The sequence below is a fragment of the Pseudomonas fluorescens genome (assembly GCF_003732425.1).
Lineage (GTDB): Bacteria > Pseudomonadota > Gammaproteobacteria > Pseudomonadales > Pseudomonadaceae > Aquipseudomonas > Aquipseudomonas fluorescens_BE.
The window spans coordinates 35,201-60,711 of record NZ_MOBX01000016.1; the positions used below are offsets into that span (position 1 = coordinate 35,201).

Here is a 25,511-nt window from a genome sequence, read left to right on the forward strand (position 1 = left end):
CTAGCCGTCAAGCGGGTCATGCTTTATTATCCAGCATCTTTTTCAGACCATCGAGAGGCGTGCGGCCCACACCGCGGGCAGATGGCACGCAGGAAGCCCGGACTAATAAGATGGCATTGAAATCCCCCGCGTTTCGTAAAAAATTTCCGTTGTTGGTAACCGGCAGTCTGCTGGCTATGCAACCTCTGGCCAGTCAATTCGTTGTTGCCGCCGAGCAGTATGACTGCTCCGTCTCGGCTTCGGGTGGTTGGGCCTGTGCGCCCAAATCAACCGCTGCTGCGTTGCCACCGCGTCCGGTGCATGACGGCAGTGCCGTCAGCGCTACCGGCGAAGCGGCGACCGAGAACGGTTCGGCTGCCGACACAGCGCCTAAAACAGCGCTGGTCACCGAAGCCAAGGGCCGCGGTTTGAAATCCCGTAGCGAAGACTTCAGTCACCTCGACTGGGTTCCGCGCGAGAAGCTCACCGCCGCTCAACTGGCCGAGACCGGGCCTTACTGCTCTGGTGCCTATATCGAACCGATTCGTCCTGGCATGAATGACAAGACGAACAAAAGCGATGCTCCGACCTTTATCGGCGCAAAAGCCTCGCGCTATAACACCGATGATCAAGTCGGTACGCTGGCCGGTGATGTCGTCCTGCGTCAGGGCAGCATGCAGGTCGAGTCCGACGAGGCCAGCCTGTATCAGGCCGAGAGCCGCGCCGAACTCAATGGCGATGTGCGTATCCGCGACAACGGCGCGCTGATTGTCGGCGACCACGCCGATGTGCAGCTCGACACCGGTGAAGCCAAGGTCGACAACGCCGAATACGTGATGCACAAGTCGCGTATCCGCGGTAACGCGCTGTACGCCAAGCGTGCCGAAAACGCGATCATCCGTCTGAAGGACGGCACGTACACCACGTGCGAACCGAACAGCAACGCCTGGCAGCTCAAGGGCAACAACATCACCTTGAACCCGGCCACCGGCTTCGGTACCGCGACCAACGTGACGCTGCGCGTCAAAGACATCCCGATTCTGTACACGCCATACATCTATTTCCCGATCGACGACCGTCGTCAGTCGGGCTTCCTGCCGCCGACCATCGGCAGCGGCAGCGACACTGGCTTCATGCTGGTCACGCCGTACTACTTCAACCTGGCGCCGAACTACGACGCCACGTTGTACCCGCGTTACATGAGCAAGCGTGGCATGCTGGTGGAAGGCGAGTTCCGTTACCTGACCAAGTCGAGTGAAGGTCAGTTTGGTGCGGCGTATCTGAACGATGACGATACCGAGCGCAGCAAGCAGACGGACTACGAAAAAACCCGCTACATGTACAACTGGCAGCACAAGGGTGGTCTCGACTCCCGTGTGTTCACCGAAGTTGATTACACCAAGATCAGCGATCCGTATTACTTCCAGGATCTGCAGACCGATCAGATTGGTGTTAAATCCAGCGACTTCGTGAACCAGCAGGGCGCGGTCACCTACCGTGGTGACAGCTATACCGCCCGCCTGAATGCTCAGCAGTACCAGCTGGCTACTGTTTCGAACATCACGCCGTATGGCCGTCTGCCGCAGATCACCTTCAACGGGAAGCTGCCTTACCATCCACAAGGTCTGGATTTCACGTACGAAACCGAGATCGTGCGCTTCGAACGCGACCTGCTCAAAGGTAATTTCACCAATGAGGACGGTACAGTAGAGCGTCGCCTGGACTCGAACGTGTTCGGTCTGGCCCGTGCAAACGGTAACCGCTTGAATCTGAAGCCTGCAGTCAGTCTTCCGCTGAACTGGACTTATGGTTTCCTGAAGCCTTCGTTGAAGTATCAGTACACCCAATACGACCTTGACCTCGATGGCCAAGGTAAACGCGACGTTGCGTCACAAAACGCAGAGCAGGATCGCTTGAATGGCACATACAGTCGCGACCAGAATCGTGGCGTACCGATCGCCAGCATCGACAGTGGCCTGTACTTCGACCGCAACACGTCGTTCTTTGGCAAAAACTACCGCCAGACTCTGGAACCACGCCTGTTCTATCTCTACGTCCCGGAGAAAGACCAGTCCGACATTCCGGTCTTCGACACAGGCGAGTACACCTTCAATTACTCGTCGCTGTTCCGTGACAACCGTTTCGCCGGTTCCGACCGCGTCGGCGACGAGAACAAGCTGTCGCTGGGCGTGACCAGTCGCTGGATCGAAGATAACGGTTTCGAGCGTCAACGCATCAGTGTTGGCCAGGCTTTGTACTTCAAGGATCGTGAAGTTCAATTGCCAGGTATCGACGCCAAAACCCGTGACGACGCTAAATCCAACGTATCTCCATACGCGCTGGAATACGAATACCGCTGGAACCGCGATTGGCGCACCACTGCCGATTACAACTGGGACCCGGACAGCCGCAGCCCACGCTCCGGCAGTGCGATGTTCCACTACCAGCCAGAAGACAACCCGAACAAGGTTATCAACGTCGGCTATCGCTATCGCAACGACCAGATTCGTTACGACCAGAACACCGGTAAATGGTCGGTGGGCGGTGGTGACTACGGCACCCCTGGCCAGCCTGGCTACGTGAAGGACTACTACAAGATCCAGCAGCATGACTTCTCGGTCATCTGGCCGATCGTTCCACAGTGGAACGCGATCAGCCGCTGGCAGTACGACTACAACCGTAACCGTACGCTGGAAGCCTTCGGTGGTTTCGAGTACGACAACTGCTGCTGGAAACTGCGCCTGATCAACCGTTACTGGGTTTCCTATGACGAGTTCAGCCAGGAAGCTCCGCAAAACGAAAAAGGCGACCATGGCGTCTTCCTCCAAATTGTTCTGAAGGGACTCGGCGGCCTCACTGGCGCCAAGGTAGAGAGCTTCCTCGACAAAGGCATTCAAGGTTATCGTGAACGTGAAGACCAAGCTTTCTGATTGTCTGCGCCCGCTGATGCTGGGCGCGCTGTTCCTGGGTACTGCGGCTAATGCCGCAGTTCAATCCATCGACAAAGTGGTAGCGATCGTCGACAACGATGTGGTCATGCAGAGCCAACTGGACCAGCGCGTCCACGAAGTACAGCAGACCATCGCCAAGCGTGGCGGCGGCTTGCCGCCTCCTGGCGTACTGGATCAACAGGTGCTTGAGCGCCTGATCGTCGAAAACCTGCAACTGCAGATCGGCGAACGTTCCGGCATCCGCATCACTGACGAAGAACTCAACCAGGCAGTCGGCACTATCGCCCAGCGCAACAACATGTCGGCTGAGCAGTTCCGTGCCGCTCTGGCTCGCGACGGTCTGAGCTATGACGACGCCCGTGATCAGATCAAGCGCGAGATGATCATCAGCCGTGTGCGTCAGCGTCGTGTGGCAGAACGTATTCAGGTCTCGGAGCAGGAAGTGAAGAACTTCCTCGCTTCCGATCTGGGCAAAATGCAACTGTCCGAAGAGCTGCACCTGGCCAACATCCTGATCCCGACGCCGGAAAGCGCCAACTCTGAAGCGATTCAGAGCGCTTACCGTCAGGCCATGGACGTTTACCAGCAACTCAAGCAAGGCGCGGACTTCGGCCAGATGGCCGTGGCCAAGTCCGGCAGCGACAACGCGCTGGAAGGCGGCGACATGGGCTGGCGTAAAGCCGCGCAACTGCCACCGCCGTTCGACCGCGAGTTGAGCAGCATGGCCGTTGGCGACATCACGCAACCTGCACGCACGCCGGGTGGTTTCATCATCCTCAAGCTGCTGGAAAAACGTGGTGGCGAAGCACAGATGCGCGACGAAGTGCACGTACGTCACATTCTGGTGAAGCCAAGCCCGATTCGCGATGAAGCGAAGACCAAGGCTTTGGTTCAATCCTTGTACGAGCGCATTCTGGCCGGTGAAGATTTCGCCACACTGGCGAAAAACTACTCCGAAGACCCGGGCTCGGCGCTCAACGGCGGTGACCTGAACTGGATCGACCCGAACGTACTGGTGCCGGAATTCCGCGAAGTGATGGCCAAGACCCCACAAGGTCAGCTGTCCAAGCCGTTCCAGACCCAATACGGCTGGCACGTGCTGGAAGTCCTTGGCCGTCGCGCCACTGACAGCACCGAACAGGCCCGCGAGCAGCAAGCCATGACCGTCCTGCGTAACCGCAAATACGACGAAGAGCTGCAAACCTGGCTGCGTCAGATCCGTGACGAAGCGTACGTAGAGATCAAACTCCCTGGTGCAGACCAGGCAGCGCAGTGAAACCCAAGCGTTTCGCGCTGACACCCGGCGAACCAGCCGGCATCGGTCCCGACCTGTGCCTGCTGCTCGCCTCGCAAGCCCAACCACATCCCCTGATTGCCATCACCAGCCGCGACCTGCTCCTTGAGCGGGCCGCGCAGCTGGGGCTGGCTGTCAACTTGCTGGACGTCGGGCCGGATCACTGGCCGGATGCTCCGGCACCTGCCAACAGCCTGTACGTCTGGGATACGCCGCTCAGCGCCCCCGTGGTTGCCGGGCAACTGGACAAGGCCAACGCCGCATTCGTCCTCGAAACCCTGACCCGCGCCGGCAATGGCTGCCTGAACGGTGATTTTGCCGGGATGATCACCGCGCCTGTGCACAAGGGCGTGATCAACGAGTCCGGCATCGCTTTCTCTGGACACACGGAATTCCTCGCTGACCTGACCCACACCGCCCAAGTGGTGATGATGCTCGCCACCCGCGGTTTGCGCGTGGCACTGGTGACCACTCATCTGCCTCTGCGCGAGATTGCCGACGCAATCACACCCGAACGGCTGGAGCGCGTGACACGGATCCTGCACAGCGACCTGCAAAACAAATTCGGCATCGCCCGGCCGCGCATTCTGGTCTGCGGACTCAACCCGCACGCCGGTGAAGGCGGACACCTGGGCCATGAAGAAATCGACATCATTGAACCAACATTAGAGCGCCTGCGCGGCGAGGGCATGGACCTTCGTGGCCCGCTGCCTGCCGACACTCTGTTTACCCCCAAATATCTGGAGCACTGCGACGCAGTGCTGGCGATGTACCACGACCAGGGTTTGCCTGTGCTGAAGTACAAAGGCTTTGGCGCTGCCGTCAACGTGACCCTTGGCCTGCCGATCATTCGCACGTCGGTCGATCACGGCACCGCCCTGGATCTGGCCGGCAGCGGCAAGATCGACACCGGCAGCCTGCAAGTCGCCCTGGAAACCGCCTACCAGATGGCCGAGACCCGTTTATGACCGAGCAATACCAACACAAGGCGCGCAAACGCTTTGGCCAGAACTTCCTGCACGATGCCGGCGTTATCGACCGCATCCTGCGCTCCATCAGTGCCAAGTCTGAAGACCGCCTGCTGGAAATCGGCCCGGGCCAGGGCGCACTGACCGCCGGCCTGCTATCCTCCGGCGCACAACTCGACGTGGTGGAGCTGGACAAAGATCTGATCCCGATCCTCAACCAGCAGTTTGCCGGCAAGAGTAATTTCAACCTGCACCAGGGCGATGCGCTGAAGTTCGACTTCAACACGCTCAATGCCGCGCCGAACAGCCTGCGTGTGGTCGGCAACCTGCCGTACAACATCTCCACGCCGCTGATTTTTCACCTGCTGAACAACGCCAGCATCATTCGCGACATGCACTTCATGCTGCAGAAAGAAGTGGTCGAGCGTCTGGCTGCAGGCCCAGGCGGTGGTGACTGGGGTCGCCTGTCGATCATGGTTCAGTACCACTGCCGCGTAGAGCATCTATTCAACGTTGGCCCGGGCGCGTTCAATCCGCCGCCGAAGGTCGACTCGGCCATCGTCCGTCTGGTGCCGCACGCCGTACTGCCGCACCCTGCCAGGGATCATCGCCTGCTCGAGCGCGTTGTCCGCGAAGCCTTCAACCAGCGCCGTAAAACCTTGCGCAATACGCTCAAGCAATTGATGACCGCTGCCGAGATCGAAGCGGCCGGCGTCGATGGCAGTCTGCGCCCGGAACAACTGGACCTGGCCGCATTCGTGCGCCTGGCTGACAAGCTCAGCGAACAAGTCCCGGAAACTCCCGCCGCCGACTGACCGGCGATGAACGCTATCGGGCAGGACGCCACTCTGGTTTACTGCCCGATACTTGCCTAGACTGATTCCCCATCAGCTACGTCCCGCGTTCCGCTTCGCTTAAGGCCCTTTGCATGTCCGATTCCCGTTACCAGGTCGATGTCAGCGTCGTTACCCACTATCTGGCAGACCAATCGCAACCCGAGCACGACCGCTTCGCCTTCGCCTACACCATCACCGTGCAGAACAACGGAGAGAAGCCCGCTCGCCTGATGTCGCGGCACTGGGTAATCACCGACGGTGACGGACATGTCGAAGAAGTTCGCGGCGCGGGCGTCGTCGGCCAGCAACCGCTGATCGACGTCGGCAAAAGCCACACTTACAGCAGCGGCACGGTCATGACCACCAAGGTCGGTACCATGCAGGGCACCTACGAAATGGTTGCCACCGATGGCAAACACTTCGATGCCATCATCAAGCCCTTCCGTCTCGCCGTCCCCGGAGCCCTGCACTGATGACGACGTACGCCGTCGGCGACCTGCAAGGCTGCCTCGAACCGCTCAAATGCCTGCTCAAGCAAGTCGCGTTCGACCCGGCGCTTGATCGGCTCTGGCTGGTCGGCGATCTGGTCAACCGCGGCCCGCAGTCGCTGGAAACCCTGCGCTTTCTGTATGGCATGCGTGAATCGCTGGTCTGCGTGCTCGGTAATCACGACCTGCACCTGCTGGCAGCGGCGAAAAACATCGAGCGTTTGAAGAAGTCCGATACCCTGCGCGAGATTCTCGAAGCACCGGACAGTGCCGAACTGCTGGAGTGGGTGCGTCAACAAAAGCTTATGCACTACGACGAGCAGCGCGATGTCGCCATGGTCCACGCTGGCATTCCACCGCAGTGGTCGTTACGCCGCGCCTTGAAGTGCGCTGACGAAGTCCAGACGGCCCTGCGAGACGACAACATGCTGCTCGCCTACCTCGACGGCATGTATGGCAACGAGCCAGCGAAATGGGACAACGATCTCAAAGGTGTGGCCCGTCTGCGCGTCATCACCAACTATTTCACGCGCATGCGCTTCTGCACCGCCGAAGGCAAGCTCGACCTCAAGAGCAAGGAAGGTCTCGACACTGCCCCGCCCGGCTACAAACCTTGGTTTCAGCACAAGGATCGCAAAACCAAAGGCCTGCGCATCATCTTCGGCCATTGGGCGGCACTCGAAGGCAATATCCATGAGCCGGGCATCTCGGCGCTGGACACCGGTTGTGTCTGGGGCGGCAGCCTGACCCTGATGAACGTCGACAGCGGCGAGCGCGTGTCGTGCAAATGCGACGAACACGGCGGCCTCGCCCCGACCGTCGCACCACTTATCCCCGAAACTTCGCCAGTCAGCGTCCCGCGTTAGACTGCGCTTTCAGCCGAGCAACAGGAACCCGCCATGAGCGAATTCAAACGAATCCCCCCGGAACAGGCCCAGGCCCTGCGTGAGCAAGGTGCCGTTGTCGTCGATGTGCGCGACCCGGCCACTTTTGCCGCTCTGCACATCAGTGGCTCGAAGCATCTGGACAACCACTCGCTGCACGCTTTCATTCAAGGCGCCGACCTCGATGCACCGACCGTCGTCGTCTGTTACCACGGCAATTCCAGCCAGGGTGCCGCGGCGTACCTGATCAGTCAGGGTTTCTCCGACGTCTACAGCATGGACGGCGGCTTCGAGCTGTGGCGTACGACTTATCCTGCGGAAACTGCCCAAGGCGCCGCCGAATAATTTTTTTGTCACGTGCAGGCCCCGGCTGCCATGGGCCTGCGCCGACAGACGAACGGTCTTGCCACACATAATTACGTATCTCGCCTTTACCTCCCGAATTAGCAACTATCCTTAAGCCCAGGCCATCCAAAACAGGGGAGAGCCGGTACACCGGCGCACGGGTCATCGGGAGTGACTTTCGCGATTGTCGATCGCGAAAGTGTTCTGGGGGGTAAACAAGCAGCTGCCAAAACGGTTGTTTGCCAGCATCGACTGAGTGATCCGGCGTCGGCTCCACGTATCGAGCGAGGTGACGTCATGAGTATCTTTAGCCACTTCCAACAACGCTTCGAGTCCACACGCCAGGAAGAACTCTCGCTGCAAGAGTACCTGGAGCTGTGCAAGCAAGACCGTAGCGCCTACGTTTCCGCCGCCGAGCGTCTACTACTGGCCATCGGTGAGCCGGAACTGCTCGACACCTCGACCAATTCGAGGCTGTCACGCATCTTCTCCAACAAGGTAATCCGTCGCTATCCGGCCTTTGAAGACTTCCACGGGATGGAAGAATGCATCGACCAGATCGTCTCGTATTTCCGCCACGCCGCCCAAGGCCTGGAAGAGAAGAAACAGATCCTTTATCTGCTCGGCCCCGTCGGTGGCGGTAAATCGTCCCTGGCCGAGAAGCTGAAACAGCTGATTGAAAAAGTGCCCTTCTACGCAATTAAGGGTTCGCCGGTATTCGAATCGCCACTGGGTCTGTTCAACGCCACCGAAGATGGCGCGATCCTCGAAGAAGACTTCGGTATTCCACGGCGCTACCTGAACACCATCATGTCGCCTTGGGCGACCAAACGCCTGGCCGAATTCGGCGGCGACATCAGTCAGTTCCGTGTGGTCAAACTTTACCCGTCGATCCTCAACCAGATCGCCGTGGCCAAGACCGAACCGGGCGACGAGAACAACCAGGACATTTCCGCACTGGTCGGTAAGGTCGATATCCGCAAACTCGAGGAATACCCACAGAACGACGCCGATGCCTACAGCTACTCAGGCGCGCTGTGCCGGGCCAACCAGGGCCTGATGGAATTCGTCGAAATGTTCAAGGCACCGATCAAGGTGCTGCACCCATTGCTGACCGCGACGCAGGAAGGCAACTACAACAGTACCGAAGGTCTTGGCGCGATTCCTTTCACCGGGATCCTCCTCGCCCACTCCAACGAATCGGAATGGCACACCTTCCGCAACAACAAGAACAACGAAGCGTTCATCGACCGGATCTACATCGTCAAAGTGCCGTACTGCCTGCGCGTCAGTGACGAAGTGAAGATCTACGACAAACTGCTGTTCAACAGCTCGCTGGCCAAGGCTCATTGCGCGCCGGACACCTTGAAAATGCTCGCGCAGTTCACTGTGCTGTCACGCCTCAAGGAGCCGGAAAACTCCAACATCTATTCGAAGATGCGCGTCTACGACGGCGAAAACCTCAAGGACACCGATCCGAAGGCCAAGTCGATTCAGGAATACCGCGACTCGGCAGGCGTCGACGAAGGCATGAACGGTCTGTCGACCCGGTTTGCGTTCAAGATTCTCTCCAAGGTTTTCAACTTCGACCCGCATGAAATCGCCGCCAACCCGGTACACCTGCTCTATGTGCTGGAACAGCAGATCGAACAGGAACAGTTCCAGGCCGAGACGCGCGAGCGCTATCTGCGTTACCTGAAGGAATACCTGGCACCGCGCTATATCGAATTCATCGGCAAGGAGATCCAGACCGCTTATCTGGAGTCTTACAGCGAGTACGGCCAGAACATCTTCGACCGCTACGTGCTGTACGCGGACTTCTGGATTCAGGATCAGGAATACCGCGATCCGGAAACCGGCGAGATCCTCAACCGCGTCGCGCTGAACGAAGAACTGGAGAAAATCGAGAAGCCGGCCGGGATCAGCAATCCGAAGGATTTCCGCAACGAGATCGTCAACTTCGTATTGCGCGCACGGGCCAACAACAACGGCAAGAACCCGACCTGGCTCAGCTACGAAAAACTGCGGGTGGTCATCGAGAAGAAAATGTTCTCGAACACCGAGGACCTGCTGCCAGTCATCAGTTTCAATGCCAAGGCCAGCAAAGAGGATCAGCAAAAGCACAACGACTTCGTCACTCGAATGGTCGAACGCGGCTACACCGACAAACAGGTACGGCTTCTTTCCGAATGGTACCTACGGGTCCGCAAATCGCAATAAAGCAGCTGCAAGCTTCTAGCGACAAGCTGCAAGAGAACAGCAGAGACCGGTCTCGGGAACGGGAGAGCTTTCACTTGCAGCTTGAAGCTTATGACTTGAAGCTCCCCGGAGGGGTCTATGAGCTATGTGATCGACCGACGTCTCAATGGCAAGAACAAGAGCACGGTAAACCGCCAGCGCTTCCTGCGGCGTTACCGTGACCACATCAAAAAGGCTGTCGAAGAGGCGGTCAGCCGGCGTTCCATTACCGATATGGAACACGGCGAACAGATCAGTATTCCCGGTCGCGACATCGACGAACCGGTGCTTCACCATGGTCGCGGCGGCAAACAGACCGTGGTCCATCCGGGGAACAAGGAATTCACCGCCGGCGAACACATCGCCCGCCCGCCGGGAGGTGGCGGCGGACGCGGGCCGGGCAAGGCCGGCAATTCCGGTGAGGGCATGGACGAGTTCGTCTTCCAGATCACCCAGGAAGAATTCCTCGAGTTCATGTTCGAAGACCTCGAACTGCCGAATCTGGTCAAACGCAACCTGAGCGGCACCGACACCTTCAAAACCGTACGCGCCGGGATCAGCAATGAAGGCAACCCGTCGCGGATCAATATCATCCGCACCCTTCGCTCAGCCCATGCACGGCGCATTGCCTTGTCCGGCAGCAGTCGAGCGAAGCTGCGCGAAGTCAAAGCGGAACTTGAACGCCTGAGACGCGAAGAGCCGGACAACTTCGGCGATATTCAGGAACTCGAGGCGGAAGTCGAGAAACTCAGTGCGCGCATCCATCGTGTGCCGTTCCTCGACACGTTCGACTTGAAGTACAACCTGCTGATCAAGCAACCCAACCCCAGTTCGAAAGCCGTAATGTTTTGCCTGATGGACGTCTCCGGCTCCATGACCCAAGCGACCAAGGACATCGCCAAACGCTTTTTCATCCTGCTGTACCTGTTCCTGAAACGGAACTACGACAAGATCGACGTGGTGTTCATCCGCCATCACACCAGCGCCCGGGAAGTCGATGAAGAGGAGTTTTTCTACTCACGGGAAACCGGCGGCACCATTGTTTCCAGCGCCCTTAAACTGATGCAGGAAATCATGGCCGAGCGTTACCCGAGCAACGAGTGGAATATCTACGCAGCGCAGGCTTCCGACGGCGACAACTGGAACGATGACTCGCCGATCTGCCGCGACATCCTGATCAACCAGATCATGCCGTTTGTGCAGTACTACACTTATGTGGAGATCACCCCGCGCGAACATCAGGCCTTGTGGTACGAATACGAACGCATCGCCGAAGCCTTCTCTGACACTTTTGCCCAGCAGCAACTGGTCTCGGCCGGGGATATCTATCCGGTCTTCCGTGAACTCTTCCAGCGCAGGTTAGTGACATGACCGCCAAAGAGCAGAAGCGCCAACCCATTTCCACCGGCTCCGAATGGACGTTCGAGCTGATCCAGACCTACGACCGCGAAATCGCCCGGATCGCGGCCCGCTACGCGCTGGATACCTACCCCAACCAGATCGAAGTGATTACCGCCGAGCAGATGATGGACGCCTATGCCTCGGTGGGCATGCCGCTGGGTTACCACCACTGGTCCTACGGCAAACACTTCCTCAGCACTGAAAAATCCTACAGCCGTGGCCAGATGGGCCTGGCCTACGAGATCGTGATCAACTCCGACCCGTGCATCGCCTATCTAATGGAGGAAAACACCATCTGCATGCAGGCGCTGGTAGTGGCGCATGCCTGCTACGGCCACAACAGCTTCTTCAAGGGCAATTACCTGTTCCGCACCTGGACCGACGCGAGTTCGATCATCGATTACCTGGTGTTTGCCAAGCAGTACATCATGCAATGCGAGGAGCGCCACGGCATCGATGCGGTGGAAGATCTGCTCGACTCCTGCCATGCGCTGATGAACTACGGCGTCGACCGCTACAAGCGTCCTTACCCGATCTCCGCCGAAGAAGAACGCCGCCGGCAGAAGGATCGCGAAGAGCACATGCAGAAGCAGATCAACGATCTGTGGCGGACCATTCCCAAAGGCGCGGACAAGTACAGCGACAAGGACAACGCCCGCTTCCCGGCCGAGCCGCAGGAAAACATCCTGTACTTCATCGAAAAACACGCGCCGCTACTGGAACCGTGGCAGCGCGAGATCGTGCGGATCGTGCGCAAGATCGCCCAGTATTTCTACCCACAGCGCCAGACCCAGGTGATGAACGAAGGCTGGGCAACGTTCTGGCATTACACGCTGATGAACGACCTGTACGACGAAGGGCTGGTCACCGACGGCTTCATGATGGAGTTCCTGACTTCGCACACCAGCGTGGTGTTCCAGCCAGGTTTCGATAGCCCCTACTACAACGGCATCAACCCCTACGCGCTTGGTTTTGCGATGTATCGCGACATCCGGCGCATGTGCGAAGAGCCAACCGAGGAAGATCGTCGCTGGTTCCCGGAAATCGCCGGGACCGACTGGCTGTCGACCATCAAGTTCGCGATGAGCAGCTTCAAGGATGAGAGCTTCATCCTGCAGTACCTGTCACCGAAAGTAATCCGCGACTTGAAACTGTTCAGCATTCTCGATGATGACCAGAAGGACGATCTGCTGGTGCCAGCCATCCACGACGAACCCGGTTACCGGATCATCCGCGAAACCCTCGCGGCGCAATACAACCTCGGCAACCGTGAACCGAACGTGCAGATCTACAGCATCGACCGCCGCGGTGACCGCTCACTGACCCTGCGTCACCAGCAGCACGATCGCAAACCGCTGGGTGATTCCACTGAAGAGGTGCTTAAACACCTGCATCGCCTGTGGGGCTTCGATATTCATCTGGAAACCCTGCAAGGCGACCAGATCATGAAAACCCACCACGTTCCGCCACGCAGCGAGCACAGCGAAGGGGATTACGGTCGGCTTGACCTTGCCGTGATCCATCTTTGATCCGGTTCCAGCCTCCGAAAGTCTGACGCAAGGGTTATCCTGTCGGGCTAACGGAGGTTTTTTATGCAGATTTTCAAGGTTGGCGGTGCCGTACGTGATCGCTTGCTGGGCAAACCGGTCACGGACATCGATTGGGTCGTGGTCGGCGCCACCGCGGAAGAAATGCTCGCCCAGGGGTATCGCCCGGTTGGCGCGGATTTCCCGGTGTTTCTTCATCCCAAAAGCGGCGAGGAATACGCCCTCGCCCGCACCGAACGCAAAAGCGGGCGCGGCTATGGCGGCTTCACCTTTCACGCCAGCCCGGAAGTGACGCTCGAAGAAGACCTGATTCGCCGCGACCTGACCATCAACGCCATGGCCGAGGACGATCAGCACAATCTGACCGATCCGTACCATGGCCAACGCGATCTGGAAGCCCGGATCCTGCGCCACGTTTCTCCGGCGTTCGCCGAAGATCCCCTCCGAGTATTGCGCGTTGCTCGCTTCGCTGCGCGTTATGCCGGGCTGGGCTTTACTGTCGCACCGGAGACGCTGGAATTGATGCGCCAGCTCAGCGAGTCTGGCGAACTGCAGGCGTTGACCGCCGAACGCAGCTGGAAAGAAATCTCCCGTGCGCTGATGGAAGATCAGCCGCAGGTGTTCATTCTGGTACTGCGCGACTGCGGCGCGCTGAACGTACTGATGCCGGAAGTCGACGCGCTTTTCGGTGTGCCGCAACCGGAAGCGCATCACCCGGAAATCGATACTGGCCTGCACACCCTCAGCGTTTTGGAGCAATCGGCGCGGCACAAACAACCGCTGACGGTTCGTTGGGCCGGTCTGCTGCACGACCTCGGCAAAGGCCTGACCCCGCAAGCAGAATGGCCGCGGCACATCGCCCATGAGCACAACGGTTTGAAGCTGATCAAAGCGGTCAACGAACGCTTCAAGGCGCCGAAGGATTGTCAGGAATTGGCGTTGCTGGTCGGCCAGTACCACACCCATGGCCACCGCGCGCTGGAGTTAAAGGCTTCGACATTGCTGGAGCTGCTGCAGAGTTTTGATGTGTATCGCCGACCGCAGCGGTTTGAAGAGTTTATCGACGCGTGCGAAATGGATGCTCGCGGGCGCAAGGGGCTGGAGCAAAGAAGTTATCCACAGGCGGATTATTTGCGTGGCGCGGCCAGGGCTGCGCGGGAAGTCGCGGTGCAGCCATTGCTGGAGAAGGGATTCAAAGGCCCGGAACTGGGCGAAGCGCTGAAGCGTGAACGGCTCAAGGCGTTGAAAGCCTACAAAGAGAACGCCTGAAGCAAGATCAAAAGATCGCAGCCTGCGGCAGCCCCTACACAGGAATATGCGGTTCTCTGTAGGAGCTGCCGCAGGCTGCGATCTTTTGCTTTAAAGATTCTGCGGGGTCAGTTGCGCGCCACGCCACTCGAACGCTACTGGCGCCAGCACCTGATCAATCTGCGCTTCAGCCCACAATGTCGCGAAGCTTTTTCCCACACCCGGATGCACGCGATCCGGCGCAATCAACGACAGCGGCCACAAGACAAAAGCATTTTTCAGAATTTCCGCACGCGGCAAGACCAGACCGTCGAAATTTCCCACCAAATCGCCATACAGCAGCACGTCGATATCCAGCGGCAAGCCCTTGCGATCCGGCGCATAGCGGCCGTTATCCGCCTCGATGAATTTCAACCGCCGATCCAGCTCCATCAACGGCAGATCGGTATACGCCGAAATCACGAAGTTGAAGAACGGCCCGCTCTTGATTCCCACAGGCGCGCTCTCGAACACCGCCGAACAGCGGATATCCACCAGGAACGTCGCCAAAGCGTCGAGCCCGGCGCGCAAATGGGTTTCGCGCTCGATATTGCTACCAAGCCCGAGATACACCTGAGTCAGCGACATCCGCGCTCGATCTCCACGCCCACACCGCCCTTGGCGGCCGGTACTGCGCCGGGCTTGGTCAGCTTCAGGCGTACCCAAGTGATCTTGAATTCGCTCATCAGTACTTCGACCAGACGCTCGGCGAAGGTCTCGACCAACTGGAACTGTGCCTGCTCGGCAAAGGCCTGGATGCGCGTGGAAACGCTGGCATAGTCGAGCGCCAGAGTCAGGTCGTCACCGGCGGCAGCCGGGCGATTGTCCCAGGCGAAGCTCAGATCAAGTCGCAGGCACTGTCGGATGCCGCGCTCCCAGTCATAGGCACCAATCACGGTGTCGACTTCCAGGCCCTCGATAAACACTCTGTCCAAGCACTTCTCTCCGCTGCACGACAAGGGCGCGATGCGCCGTTAGAATCAGGGCGTCCTCGCCCGGAATAGTTAGCATGTTTTGGTTACTGGCGACTCTCGCCTACCTGCTCGGCTCGCTGTCCTTCGCCATTTTGCTCAGCCGCCTGACCGGAAATCCGGATCCGCGAATGAGTGGCTCGGGTAATGCCGGCGCCACCAACATGCTGCGCCTGGCCGGTCGCAAACTGGCGATCCTGACCCTGCTGGGTGATCTGTGCAAAGGCCTGGTGCCGGTGCTGATCGCAGCGGCGGTGGGCCTTTCGCTGCAGGATCAGGCGTGGATCGGCGTGTGCGCCGTCATCGGTCACCTTTTCCCGCTGTATTTCCGCTTCCGTGGCGGCAAAGGTGTCGCCACCGCCGCCGGCATGCTGCTCGGCCTGTATCCACCTGCCGCGCTGCTGGCCGTGTGCGCCTGGCTGCTGACGTTCTACCTGACCCGCACCAGCTCGCTGGCGGCGCTGATTGCCACGCCGCTAACCCTGCCATTGCTGGCCTGGCAGGAACCGGAAGCGCTGTTGCCGATGAGCGCACTGACCTTACTGATCGTCTGGCGCCACCGCGGCAATCTACGCGACCTGTTTGCCGGGCGCGAACGGCATTTTTAAATACCGTCGATGAGTGCCGCTCATCACAACGCCGACAATTGCTCCATCGGCCAGCGCGCCTGCACGCTGATCGCCAGACTTTCCTGCTGACCGGCCTGCAAACGCTGGCAACCGGCAAAGGCGATCATCGCGCCATTGTCGGTGCAGAACTCGGGACGTGCGTAAAACACATCGCCTTTCATATCGCCCAGCATCTTTTCCAGCGAAACACGCAACGCCTTGTTGGCGCTGACGCCGCCCGCAATCACCAGGCGCTTCATGCCGGCCTGTTTCAGGGCACGCTTGCACTTGATGGTCAAAGTCTCCACCACGGCCTGCTGGAACGCCAGCGCGATGTCGCAACGGGCTTGCTCGCTGTCGTCCCCGGCGCTGACGCATTGCTGCCAAGTGTTGAGGGCGAAGGTTTTCAAGCCGCTGAAGCTGAAATCCAGGCCCGGACGATCACACATCGGACGTGGAAAGGTAAAACGTCCTGCAACGCCCTTCTCTGCCAGCTTGGCGATTTCCGGCCCGCCCGGGTAATTGAGGCCCATCATCTTCGCGGTTTTGTCGAATGCTTCACCGGCGGCGTCGTCAAGCGTCTCGCCGAGCAAGCTGTATTGACCAATGCCATCGACCTGGACCAACTGCGTATGACCGCCGGAGACCAACAAAGCGACGAACGGAAACTCCGGCGGTTTTGGCTCCAGCATCGGCGCCAGCAAATGACCTTCCATGTGATGAACACCGAGCGCCGGAATGCCCCAGGCGAACGCCAGTGCTTGAGCGCAGGAAGCACCGACCAGCAACGCACCAACCAGGCCAGGGCCCGCGGTATAGGCGATCGCATCAATCTCGGTCGGCACGCAGTCGGCCTCGGCCAACACCTGACGAATCAAGGGCAGCATGCGTTTGACGTGGTCACGCGAAGCCAGCTCCGGCACTACGCCACCATAAGCGCGGTGCAGGTCGATCTGGCTGAACAGTGCGTCGGCCAGCAGGCCGCGTTCGCTGTCATATAATGCGACGCCGGTTTCGTCGCAGGAGGTTTCTAATCCCAGTACTAGCATGGGTTTGCGCCTTGTTTAGGCTGAATTCGAAGGCGCGCATAATAGTCGCCGCGTGATGCCCCGACCAGCGGTTTTCGATCAGAGGCTTTGCATTCCGAGCGATGAGGGGTTAACATCCGCAACCCTTAAAAACCGACGTCTTCAAGTGCTCTTTTGCCGCGAGGATGTTGACCCCGGTAATGAATGAAGGTAGCTCTGGATGCCAGCCGTCAAAGTTAAAGAGAACGAACCCTTCGACGTAGCTCTGCGTCGTTTCAAGCGCTCCTGCGAAAAAGCCGGTGTACTGGCTGAAGTTCGTAGCCGCGAATTTTACGAGAAGCCAACTTCTGAGCGTAAGCGCAAAGCAGCAGCCGCTGTTAAGCGTCACGCCAAGAAAGTTCAGCGCGAACAGCGCCGCGCCGTTCGTCTGTACTAATACACAGACGTTCGTAGCAAGCTTCTTGCCTAAGCCCGGCTCTCAGCCGGGCTAATGGCATTTGCGTAAAACGCTTGATGCTTCACCGTCGAAGCCGCACACGCGACCGAGACAAATCTGCTTCACGCGTCAGACCTGGCTCTTTTGCCAGCGGTGCACGTCTTTTCTGACGAGCCTTTCAAGGCTACTGACGAGCACACCCACTGATTCCTCTTACGACGATCAGCCCAAGGCACCTGCATGCGTGCCCGCTTTATTGAGCTATCCGAGGCCCTTGACCGGCCGTCAGCGGACTCAGCGCAACACTTTCAAATAGTCGACGACTGATGAGTACTAACGTCAGTGGATTTTCGGCAGATACACTTCCCGACAGCGATTACGCAGACGACACCGGTCGAGCCGCACATTTTGCGCGCTTCAAATAATGACCCGCGTCCGGCAGCCTTTCGCATCGGACTTATTACAGCGCAGACGACGAGAACGCCATGGCCGGGCTGATTCCCCAGAGCTTCATTGACGACCTGCTGAACCGCACCGACATCGTCGACGTGGTCAGTTCGCGCGTGCAATTGAAGAAGGCCGGCAAGAACTACACCGCCTGTTGCCCGTTTCACAAAGAGAAAACCCCGTCCTTCAGCGTCAGCCCCGACAAGCAGTTCTATTACTGCTTCGGCTGCGGCGCCGGCGGCAATGCCCTCGGCTTTCTCATGGATCACGACAACCTGGACTTCCCCCAGGCCGTCGAAGATCTGGCGAAAGCCGCCGGCATGGAAATCCCCCGCGAAGAAAGCGGCCGCGAGCGCAAGCCACGGCAGCCGACCGATTCGCCGCTGTATCCGCTACTCACCGCCGCCGCCGACTTTTACCGGCAGGCACTCAAGAGCCATCCGGCACGCAAAGCCGCGGTGGATTACCTCAAGGGCCGCGGCCTGACTGGCGAGATCGCTCGGGATTTCGGCCTCGGCTTCGCGCCGCCGGGCTGGGACAACCTGTTCAAACACTTGAGCAGCGATACTTTGCAGCAGAAGGCCATGATCGACGCCGGCCTGCTGATCGAGAACGCCGAAACCGGCAAACGCTATGACCGCTTCCGCGATCGCGTGATGTTCCCGATCCGCGACACCCGCGGGCGGATCATCGCTTTCGGCGGCCGCGTACTCGGCGACGACAAACCGAAATACCTGAACTCACCGGAAACCCCGGTCTTCCATAAAGGCCAGGAACTCTACGGCCTCTATGAAGCACGCAAGAACAACCGCAACCTCGACGAAATCATCGTCGTCGAAGGCTACATGGACGTCATCGCCCTCGCCCAGCAGGGGCTGAAGAATGCCGTCGCGACGCTGGGCACCGCGACCAGCGAAGAACATTTGAAGCGCCTGTTCCGCGTCGTACCGAACGTACTGTTCTGTTTCGATGGCGACCAGGCCGGCCGCAACGCCGCATGGCGGGCACTCGAAGCAACGCTCTCGAGCCTGCAGGACGGACGCCGCGCTCGCTTCCTGTTTCTGCCCGAAGGCGAAGACCCGGATACCCTGGTGCGCGCCGAAGGCACTGACGCCTTCAAGGCGCGGATCAATCAGCACGCTCAGCCGCTGGCGGATTATTTCTTCCAGCAACTGACCGAAGAGGCCGATCCGCGCTCGCTCGAAGGCAAGGCCCATCTGGCCACCCTCGCCGCACCGTTGATCGACAAGGTTCCGGGCGCCAACCTGCGCATTCTGATGCGTCAGCGCCTGACCGAAATCACCGGTCTGAGCAGTGAAACGGTCAGTCAGCTGGCGCAAAGTGCGCCCCAGGAAGCGCCGCCCGCCTACGATCCGGGCATCGATTACGACGCAATGCCGGACTACAGCGACTACCATCAGCCGCAGGCACAGGACATGTATGTGCCGCAGCAGGAGTGGACACCAAAGAAGTCCGGCGCTGGCGGCAAAAAGTGGGACAAAAAACCCTGGGACAAGAACGGCAAACGTGGCGGTGATCGCGATCAGCAGCGCCCGCGCACACCGATTGGCGTCGAGTCGCCAACCCTTACCGCCCTGCGCACACTGCTTCATCACCCGCAATTGGCCAAGCGCGTCGAAGATGCCGGGCACATTGCGGACGAGAATCAGACCAACGCCCAGTTACTTGTGGCGCTGCTCGAAGCCGTACAGAAGAATCCCAAGCTAAACTCATTTCAGTTGATCGCGCGATGGCACGGTACTGAACAGGGACGCTTGCTCAAGGCACTGGCAGAAAAGGAGTGGCTGATTGACGGCGATAACCTTGAACAACAGTTTTTCGACACCATTACTAGCTTGTCAGCCCGCCAACGCGAGCGAAATCTGGAACAGTTGCTCAGGAAAGCGCGTCAAAGCGAACTGAGCATTGAAGAGAAAAATCAACTGCGCGACCTACTAAGTCGCAATGTTTCCGCATCAAACCCGACCTCAACTGGCGCGTGAGGTCATAGCTCAGGTATAATCCTCGGCTTGTTTTTTGCCCGCCAAGACCTTCAGTGGATAGGGTGTTATGTCCGGAAAAGCGCAACAGCAGTCTCGTATTATTGAGTTGATCAAACTGGGTCGTGAGCAGAAGTATCTGACTTACGCCGAGGTCAACGACCACCTGCCCGAGGATATTTCAGATCCTGAGCAGGTGGAAGACATCATCCGCATGATTAACGACATGGGGATCCCCGTACACGAGAGTGCTCCGGATGCGGACGCCCTTATGTTGGCCGACGCCGATACCGACGAGGCCGCTGCGGAAGAAGCAGCCGCTGCGTTGGCAGCGGTGGAGACCGATATCGGTCGCACCACTGACCCTGTGCGCATGTATATGCGTGAAATGGGTACGGTCGAGCTTCTGACTCGTGAAGGCGAAATCGAAATCGCCAAGCGTATCGAAGAGGGCATCCGTGAAGTGATGAGCGCAATCGCGCACTTCCCTGGCACGGTTGACCACATTCTCTCCGAGTACACCCGCGTCACCACCGAAGGTGGTCGCCTGTCCGACGTTCTGAGCGGTTATATCGACCCGGACGACGGCATCGCGCCGCCTGCCGAAGTGCCGCCGCCGATCGAAGCGAAAGCAGCGAAGGCCGACGACGACACCGACGACGATGAAGCCGAATCTTCCGATGACGAAGAAGAAGCTGAAAGCGGTCCGGATCCGGTCATTGCCGCCCAGCGTTTCGGCGCCGTGGCTGACCAGATGGAAATCACCCGCAAGGCCCTGAAAAAGCACGGTCGCAACAACAAGGCAGCGATTGCCGAGTTGCTCGCACTGGCCGAGCTGTTCATGCCGATCAAACTGGTGCCGAAGCAATTCGAAGGCCTGGTCGAGCGTGTTCGCAGTGCCCTGGATCGCCTGCGTCAGCAAGAGCGTGCGATCATGCAACTGTGTGTACGTGATGCACGTATGCCACGCGCCGATTTCCTGCGTCAGTTCCCGAGCAACGAAGTCGACGAAAGCTGGTCCGACGCCCTGGCCAAAGGCAAGAGCAAATACGCCGAGGCCATCGGTCGCGTACAGCCGGACATCATTCGTTGCCAGCAGAAACTGATCGCGCTGGAAACCGAAACCGGTCTGACCATCGCAGAAATCAAGGACATCAACCGTCGCATGTCGATCGGTGAGGCCAAGGCCCGCCGCGCGAAGAAAGAGATGGTTGAAGCCAACCTGCGTCTGGTGATCTCGATCGCCAAAAAGTACACCAACCGCGGCCTGCAATTCCTCGATCTGATCCAGGAAGGCAACATCGGTCTGATGAAAGCGGTGGACAAGTTCGAATACCGTCGTGGTTACAAGTTCTCGACTTATGCCACCTGGTGGATCCGTCAGGCGATCACTCGCTCGATCGCCGACCAGGCCCGCACCATCCGTATTCCGGTGCACATGATCGAGACGATCAACAAGCTCAACCGTATTTCCCGGCAGATGTTGCAGGAAATGGGTCGCGAACCGACCCCGGAAGAGCTGGGCGAACGCATGGAAATGCCTGAGGACAAGATCCGCAAGGTATTGAAGATCGCTAAAGAGCCGATCTCCATGGAAACCCCGATCGGTGATGACGAAGACTCCCATCTGGGTGACTTCATCGAAGACTCGACCATGCAGTCGCCAATCGATGTCGCCACTGTTGAGAGCCTGAAAGAAGCGACTCGCGAAGTACTGTCCGGCCTTACTGCCCGTGAAGCCAAAGTACTGCGCATGCGTTTCGGTATCGACATGAACACCGACCATACGCTCGAAGAAGTGGGCAAACAGTTTGACGTAACGCGTGAGCGGATCCGTCAGATCGAAGCCAAGGCGCTGCGCAAGCTGCGCCACCCGACGCGAAGCGAGCATCTGCGCTCCTTCCTCGACGAGTGATACCAGAACCCCCGGCCCAGGCCGGGGGTTTTGTTTATATGGCAGATTAAATTCTTCGCAACGCCCCTCCCCCGCATACCCCGTCTACACTCGAAACAATCATCCCCGAGCCATAACGAGAGCGTTATGCCCAGATTGGCGTCCGTGCTTTTTTTGCTGTCACTGATGATCTGGACCGCAACGGCTGACGCGCTGACTCTGACCGATGAAGAACGTAGCTGGCTGGCGGCTCACCCGGACTTGCGCCTGGGTGTCGATGCGTCGTGGCCGCCCTTTGAGTTTCGCGACGATCAGAGCCGCTATCAGGGCCTGGCTGCCGACTATATCGACGTGATTCGCCAACGCCTGGCAATCAAATTGACGCCCATCGAACCGGTGAGCTGGACGGTGGTACTCGAACAGGTCAAATCGGGCAAGATCGACCTCCTGCCCGGCATCATGTCCACACCGGAGCGCCAGACTTACCTGTCGTTTACCCGCCCTTATCTCGACTTCCCTATCGTCATCCTCGCCCACATCGGCGGCGCGCAACCGCGCAAACTCGACGACCTGTACGGTTTGAAGATCGCCGTGGTGGAAAACTACGCCCCCCACGAACTGCTGCGCACTCACCACCCCGATCTGAATCTGGTGGCCATGCCCAATGTCAGCTCGGCGTTGCAGGCACTGGCGACCGACGAAGTGGACGCCGTCGTCGGCGACCTCGCGTCCAGCGTCTGGAGCCTGCGCCAGCTCAAGCTCGACGGTCTGTACGTCAGCGGCGAAACCCCGTATCGCTACCAACTGGCGATGGCCGTACCCCGCGACAACAAGGTGCTGGTGGGGATCCTCGACAAAGTCCTCGCGGACATGAGCCCTGATGAAATCAGCAGCATCCAGGAGCATTGGGTCGGCAACGTCCTTGATCATCGGACATTCTGGTCGGATCTACTGATCTACGGTTTGCCGGGTCTGTTGCTGTTGGTGACGATTCTCGCCGTGGTGATCCGCATCAACCGTCGTCTAAGCTCGGAAATCGCCCGCCGCATCGACCTCGAACAGGAACTGCGCAGCAGCGAATACCACTATCGCGGCCTGGTCGAGAGCCTGTCGGCCATCGCCTGGGAAGCGCGGATGAGCGACTTCACCTACAGCTATGTCTCGCCACACGCCGAAGATTTGCTCGGTTATCCACAATCCCACTGGCTGATCCCCGGTTTCTGGCACAACATCATTCATCCCGCCGATCTGACCCGCACCCAGAGTTACTGCAAAGAAGCCCTCAGTGAGGGTCGCGATCACATCGTCGACTATCGCGTGATCACCGCAGATGGTCGCTGCCTGTGGGTGCGCGACATCGTCAGCCTGATCGAGCACGGCCATGAGCCGGTGATGCGCGGTTTGATGATCGACATCAGCGAAATCAAGCGCACTGAAGAAGCACTGCGGCTCTCGGAGCAAAAGTTCGCCTCGGTCTTCCAGCAATGCCCGGATATTCTGGTGATTGCACGGCTGTCCGATGGCTGCCTGCTGGAGGTCAATGAAGCGTTTGAAGAGCAGATCGGGCTGAAAGCCGAAGAAGTCCTCGGGCAAACAGCGACCGAGCTGAATATCTGGGGAATTCCCGGCGTCGGCCCCGGATTGCTGCAGCGCCTGCAGGCAGGCAGCATTCGTAATCTGGAGATGCCTTTTCGCCGCAACAATGGCCAACTGTTTACCGGCCTGATTTCCGCCGAGCCGTTTGACCTCGACACAACCCCCGCGCTGGTTGTCGTAGTGCGCGACATTACCCAGCTCAAGGAAACCCAACAGCAACTGCAAACCTCCGAAGAGAAGTTCGCCAAAGCCTTCCACGCCTCGCCGGACGGCTTGTTGTTGTCCCGCCAGAGCGATGGCCTGCTGCTGGAGGTCAACGAAGGTTTCAGCCGCATCACCGGCTTCAATAGCGCTATGTCGGTGGATCGCTCGGCGCTGGATCTGGGGATCTGGGTCAATCTCAACGAGCGCAAACAGATGCTCGATCTATTGCATCGCGACGGCTTCGTCCGTGACTTCACCTGCCATATCCGTCGCAGTGACGGGCAGATTCGCCTCTGCGAAGTGTCCAGCCGTCCGCTGCCGATCGGTGACGAAGATTGCATGCTGACCATCGCCCGGGACATAACTGAGCGCCACCTGATGCAGGAAAAACTGCAACAGGCCGCGACTGTATTCGAGAGCACTGCCGAAGGTGTATTGATCACCGATACCCAACAACACATCAGCGCAGTCAACCGCGCGTTCACCGAGATCACCGGCTATAGCGAAAGCGAAGCACTCGGCCATACACCGCGCCTGCTCGCCTCAGGCCTGCACGACAGCGCGTTTTACGCGGCAATGTGGCACCAGTTGACCGATGAAGGTCACTGGCAAGGCGAGATCTCCAACCGGCGCAAGAACGGCGAGTTGTACCCGAGCTGGCTGACCATTAGTGCCGTACGTAACCGCGACAAGTTCATCACCCACTTTGTCGCGGTATTTGCCGATATCTCCAGCCTCAAGCATGCGCAGGCCAAACTCGATTACCAGGCTCACCACGACCCGCTCACCGGCCTGCCCAACCGTACGCTGTTCGAAAGCCGCTTGCTGATGGCACTGAACAGTCAGCAAGAAAACGGCGGCCAGGGCGCGGTGCTGTTCCTTGATCTCGATCGCTTCAAACACATCAATGACAGTCTTGGCCATCCGGTCGGCGATCTGCTGCTCAAGGGCATCGCCGTGCGTTTAAAGGAACAGCTGCGCGACATCGACACCGTCGCCCGTCTGGGCGGTGATGAATTCATTATTCTGCTCCCCGGCCTGCAGCAAGCCAGCGACGCCGACAACATCGCCACGAAGCTGCTCAACTGCTTCGGCGCACCGTTCCAGGCCGGCGAACACGAGTTTTTCATCAGCGCCAGCATCGGCACCAGCCTCTATCCGCGCGATGGTTGCGACGTGGCCACCCTGGTAAAGAACGCGGATGCGGCGATGTACCGCTCCAAAGCCAAAGGTCGCAACCGCGTCGAGAGCTACACCCGCGACCTGACTGCACAAGCCATCGAACGTGTGGCACTGGAGCACGAACTGCGCCGCGCCATCGAGCGTGAGGAGTTGTTCCTCTACTACCAACCGAAAATCAGTCTCGAAGATCACAGCCTGGTCGGCGCTGAAGCACTGATTCGCTGGCGTCATCCGACCTTTGGCGAAGTGCCGCCGGAACACTTCATTCCGTTGGCAGAAGAGAACGGGATGATTTTGCAAATAGGCGATTGGGTCCTGGAGACCGCCTGCCGGCAGATGTTCGAGTGGAACCAGATTTACGATAGCCTCGGGCCACTGTCGGTCAATCTCGCAGGCGCGCAATTGCGCCAGCCCAACCTGCTCGGGCGCATTGAGCAACTGCTCAAGGAAAACCGACTCAGGCCGGATTTACTGCAACTGGAAATTACCGAAAATTTCATCATGAGTCAGGCCGAAGAGGCGCTGGCGGTGCTGCATCAACTCAAACACTTGGGCGTACAACTGGCAATCGACGACTTCGGCACGGGTTACTCCTCACTCAGTTACCTGAAACGCCTGCCGCTGGACATCCTGAAAATCGACCAGTCCTTCGTTCGCGGACTCCCCGACGACCCCCACGATGCGGCGATTGTCCGAGCCATCATCGCCTTGGGTCGCAGCATGCAATTCACCGTGATCGCCGAAGGCGTGGAAACCCAGGCGCAACAACAATTCCTCGCGACCGAAGGCTGCGAGCAGATCCAGGGCTACATCGTCAGCCTGCCCCTGCCACCAGAAGAATTTGCTGCAACGTTTCTTCGTATTGCCGTATCCGATTTTTCGGATAGCACTGCCGAGAAACCGTCGCTATAATCCGCGACCTACTGA

19 protein-coding genes are annotated in these 25,511 nt (G+C 58.8%); 16 read left to right on the forward strand and 3 right to left on the reverse strand.

What is annotated here, in order from left to right; all coding sequences use genetic code 11:
• Positions 1-110 precede the first annotated feature (110 nt).
• The 11 genes from BK670_RS25790 (at position 111) to BK670_RS25840 (ending at position 14,200) form a co-directional block, all read left to right on the forward strand.
• Positions 111-2,909, forward strand: coding sequence for an LPS-assembly protein LptD (locus BK670_RS25790; protein ID WP_123454018.1), 2,799 nt, complete (start codon positions 111-113; stop codon positions 2,907-2,909).
• Entirely contained in the window at positions 2,884-4,206 is a 1,323-nt protein-coding gene (surA, locus tag BK670_RS25795; RefSeq protein WP_185036833.1) for a peptidylprolyl isomerase SurA, read from the forward strand. The genes BK670_RS25790 and surA overlap by 26 nt, the downstream gene beginning before the upstream one ends.
• Entirely contained in the window at positions 4,203-5,192 is a 990-nt protein-coding gene (pdxA, locus tag BK670_RS25800) for a 4-hydroxythreonine-4-phosphate dehydrogenase PdxA (protein ID WP_123454020.1), read from the forward strand. Before surA ends, pdxA begins: the two co-directional genes overlap by 4 nt.
• Positions 5,189-6,007 carry a 16S rRNA (adenine(1518)-N(6)/adenine(1519)-N(6))-dimethyltransferase RsmA gene (gene rsmA, locus BK670_RS25805; RefSeq protein ID WP_123454023.1) on the forward strand — a complete coding sequence of 273 codons (819 nt, stop codon included), beginning with the start codon at positions 5,189-5,191 and terminating at the stop codon, positions 6,005-6,007. The genes pdxA and rsmA overlap by 4 nt, the downstream gene beginning before the upstream one ends.
• 113 nt (positions 6,008-6,120) lie before the next feature.
• Complete coding sequence (gene apaG, locus BK670_RS25810; protein ID WP_123454025.1) at positions 6,121-6,501, forward strand: Co2+/Mg2+ efflux protein ApaG; 381 nt, start codon at positions 6,121-6,123, stop codon at positions 6,499-6,501.
• Positions 6,501-7,382 carry a symmetrical bis(5'-nucleosyl)-tetraphosphatase gene (locus BK670_RS25815; RefSeq protein ID WP_123454027.1) on the forward strand — a complete coding sequence of 294 codons (882 nt, stop codon included), beginning with the start codon at positions 6,501-6,503 and terminating at the stop codon, positions 7,380-7,382. The genes apaG and BK670_RS25815 overlap by 1 nt, the downstream gene beginning before the upstream one ends.
• A 33-nt stretch (positions 7,383-7,415) precedes the next feature.
• Positions 7,416-7,745, forward strand: a complete 330-nt coding sequence (glpE, locus tag BK670_RS25820; protein WP_123454029.1) for a thiosulfate sulfurtransferase GlpE — start codon at positions 7,416-7,418, stop codon at positions 7,743-7,745.
• A 297-nt stretch (positions 7,746-8,042) separates the two neighbouring features.
• Complete coding sequence (locus tag BK670_RS25825) at positions 8,043-9,965, forward strand: PrkA family serine protein kinase (protein WP_122594815.1); 1,923 nt, start codon at positions 8,043-8,045, stop codon at positions 9,963-9,965.
• A gap of 117 nt (positions 9,966-10,082) precedes the next feature.
• On the forward strand, positions 10,083-11,354 hold the full coding sequence (locus tag BK670_RS25830; RefSeq protein ID WP_123454031.1) for a YeaH/YhbH family protein: 1,272 nt from the start codon (positions 10,083-10,085) through the stop codon (positions 11,352-11,354).
• A complete protein-coding gene (locus BK670_RS25835; RefSeq protein ID WP_123454033.1) occupies positions 11,351-12,913 on the forward strand; it encodes a SpoVR family protein in 1,563 nt (520 codons plus the stop codon). The genes BK670_RS25830 and BK670_RS25835 overlap by 4 nt, the downstream gene beginning before the upstream one ends.
• A 63-nt stretch (positions 12,914-12,976) precedes the next feature.
• Positions 12,977-14,200, forward strand: a complete 1,224-nt coding sequence (locus BK670_RS25840; RefSeq protein WP_123454035.1) for a multifunctional CCA addition/repair protein — start codon at positions 12,977-12,979, stop codon at positions 14,198-14,200.
• A gap of 90 nt (positions 14,201-14,290) precedes the next feature.
• Here BK670_RS25840 and folK read toward each other — a convergent pair whose 3' ends face one another.
• Together folK and folB are read right to left on the reverse strand one after the other, a co-directional pair.
• Positions 14,291-14,806, reverse strand: coding sequence for a 2-amino-4-hydroxy-6-hydroxymethyldihydropteridine diphosphokinase (folK, locus tag BK670_RS25845; RefSeq protein ID WP_123454037.1), 516 nt, complete (start codon positions 14,804-14,806; stop codon positions 14,291-14,293).
• Positions 14,797-15,153 (reverse strand): dihydroneopterin aldolase, encoded by a 357-nt coding sequence (gene folB, locus BK670_RS25850; RefSeq protein WP_064390789.1) that lies wholly within the window; start codon positions 15,151-15,153, stop codon positions 14,797-14,799. Before folB ends, folK begins: the two co-directional genes overlap by 10 nt.
• Positions 15,154-15,227: 74 nt before the next feature.
• Here folB and plsY point away from each other — a divergent pair, with 74 nt between their 5' ends.
• Entirely contained in the window at positions 15,228-15,797 is a 570-nt protein-coding gene (gene plsY, locus BK670_RS25855) for a glycerol-3-phosphate 1-O-acyltransferase PlsY (RefSeq protein ID WP_123454039.1), read from the forward strand.
• A gap of 23 nt (positions 15,798-15,820) precedes the next feature.
• On the opposite strand, the gene tsaD is transcribed toward plsY, so the two are convergent.
• Positions 15,821-16,846 carry a tRNA (adenosine(37)-N6)-threonylcarbamoyltransferase complex transferase subunit TsaD gene (gene tsaD, locus BK670_RS25860; RefSeq protein ID WP_102356239.1) on the reverse strand — a complete coding sequence of 342 codons (1,026 nt, stop codon included), beginning with the start codon at positions 16,844-16,846 and terminating at the stop codon, positions 15,821-15,823.
• A gap of 199 nt (positions 16,847-17,045) precedes the next feature.
• Here tsaD and rpsU point away from each other — a divergent pair, with 199 nt between their 5' ends.
• The 4 genes from rpsU to BK670_RS25885 all read left to right on the forward strand — a co-directional run bounded on the left by rpsU (position 17,046) and on the right by BK670_RS25885 (position 25,496).
• Positions 17,046-17,261, forward strand: coding sequence for a 30S ribosomal protein S21 (rpsU, locus tag BK670_RS25865; protein ID WP_002551877.1), 216 nt, complete (start codon positions 17,046-17,048; stop codon positions 17,259-17,261).
• Positions 17,262-17,746: 485 nt separating this feature from the next.
• Entirely contained in the window at positions 17,747-19,711 is a 1,965-nt protein-coding gene (gene dnaG / locus BK670_RS25870; protein ID WP_123454041.1) for a DNA primase, read from the forward strand.
• A gap of 67 nt (positions 19,712-19,778) precedes the next feature.
• On the forward strand, positions 19,779-21,623 hold the full coding sequence (gene rpoD, locus BK670_RS25880) for an RNA polymerase sigma factor RpoD (protein ID WP_123454045.1): 1,845 nt from the start codon (positions 19,779-19,781) through the stop codon (positions 21,621-21,623).
• A gap of 126 nt (positions 21,624-21,749) precedes the next feature.
• Complete coding sequence (locus BK670_RS25885; protein ID WP_123454048.1) at positions 21,750-25,496, forward strand: bifunctional diguanylate cyclase/phosphodiesterase; 3,747 nt, start codon at positions 21,750-21,752, stop codon at positions 25,494-25,496.
• Positions 25,497-25,511: the final 15 nt, after the last annotated feature.

Excerpts from the sequence above, each read along its gene's own strand:
- BK670_RS25790 (WP_123454018.1), top strand. The coding sequence starts at position 111 with ATGGCATTGAAATCCCCCGCGTTTCGTAAAAAATTTCCGTTGTTGGTA.
- rsmA (WP_123454023.1), top strand. The coding sequence starts at position 5,189 with ATGACCGAGCAATACCAACACAAGGCGCGCAAACGCTTTGGCCAGAAC.
- apaG (WP_123454025.1), top strand. The coding sequence starts at position 6,121 with ATGTCCGATTCCCGTTACCAGGTCGATGTCAGCGTCGTTACCCACTAT.
- BK670_RS25815 (WP_123454027.1), top strand. The coding sequence starts at position 6,501 with ATGACGACGTACGCCGTCGGCGACCTGCAAGGCTGCCTCGAACCGCTC.
- glpE (WP_123454029.1), top strand. The coding sequence starts at position 7,416 with ATGAGCGAATTCAAACGAATCCCCCCGGAACAGGCCCAGGCCCTGCGT.
- BK670_RS25825 (WP_122594815.1), top strand. The coding sequence starts at position 8,043 with ATGAGTATCTTTAGCCACTTCCAACAACGCTTCGAGTCCACACGCCAG.
- BK670_RS25830 (WP_123454031.1), top strand. The coding sequence starts at position 10,083 with ATGAGCTATGTGATCGACCGACGTCTCAATGGCAAGAACAAGAGCACG.
- BK670_RS25835 (WP_123454033.1), top strand. The coding sequence starts at position 11,351 with ATGACCGCCAAAGAGCAGAAGCGCCAACCCATTTCCACCGGCTCCGAA.
- BK670_RS25840 (WP_123454035.1), top strand. The coding sequence starts at position 12,977 with ATGCAGATTTTCAAGGTTGGCGGTGCCGTACGTGATCGCTTGCTGGGC.
- folK (WP_123454037.1), bottom strand. The coding sequence starts at position 14,806 with ATGTCGCTGACTCAGGTGTATCTCGGGCTTGGTAGCAATATCGAGCGC.
- plsY (WP_123454039.1), top strand. The coding sequence starts at position 15,228 with ATGTTTTGGTTACTGGCGACTCTCGCCTACCTGCTCGGCTCGCTGTCC.
- tsaD (WP_102356239.1), bottom strand. The coding sequence starts at position 16,846 with ATGCTAGTACTGGGATTAGAAACCTCCTGCGACGAAACCGGCGTCGCA.
- rpsU (WP_002551877.1), top strand. The coding sequence starts at position 17,046 with ATGCCAGCCGTCAAAGTTAAAGAGAACGAACCCTTCGACGTAGCTCTG.
- dnaG (WP_123454041.1), top strand. The coding sequence starts at position 17,747 with ATGGCCGGGCTGATTCCCCAGAGCTTCATTGACGACCTGCTGAACCGC.
- rpoD (WP_123454045.1), top strand. The coding sequence starts at position 19,779 with ATGTCCGGAAAAGCGCAACAGCAGTCTCGTATTATTGAGTTGATCAAA.
- BK670_RS25885 (WP_123454048.1), top strand. The coding sequence starts at position 21,750 with ATGCCCAGATTGGCGTCCGTGCTTTTTTTGCTGTCACTGATGATCTGG.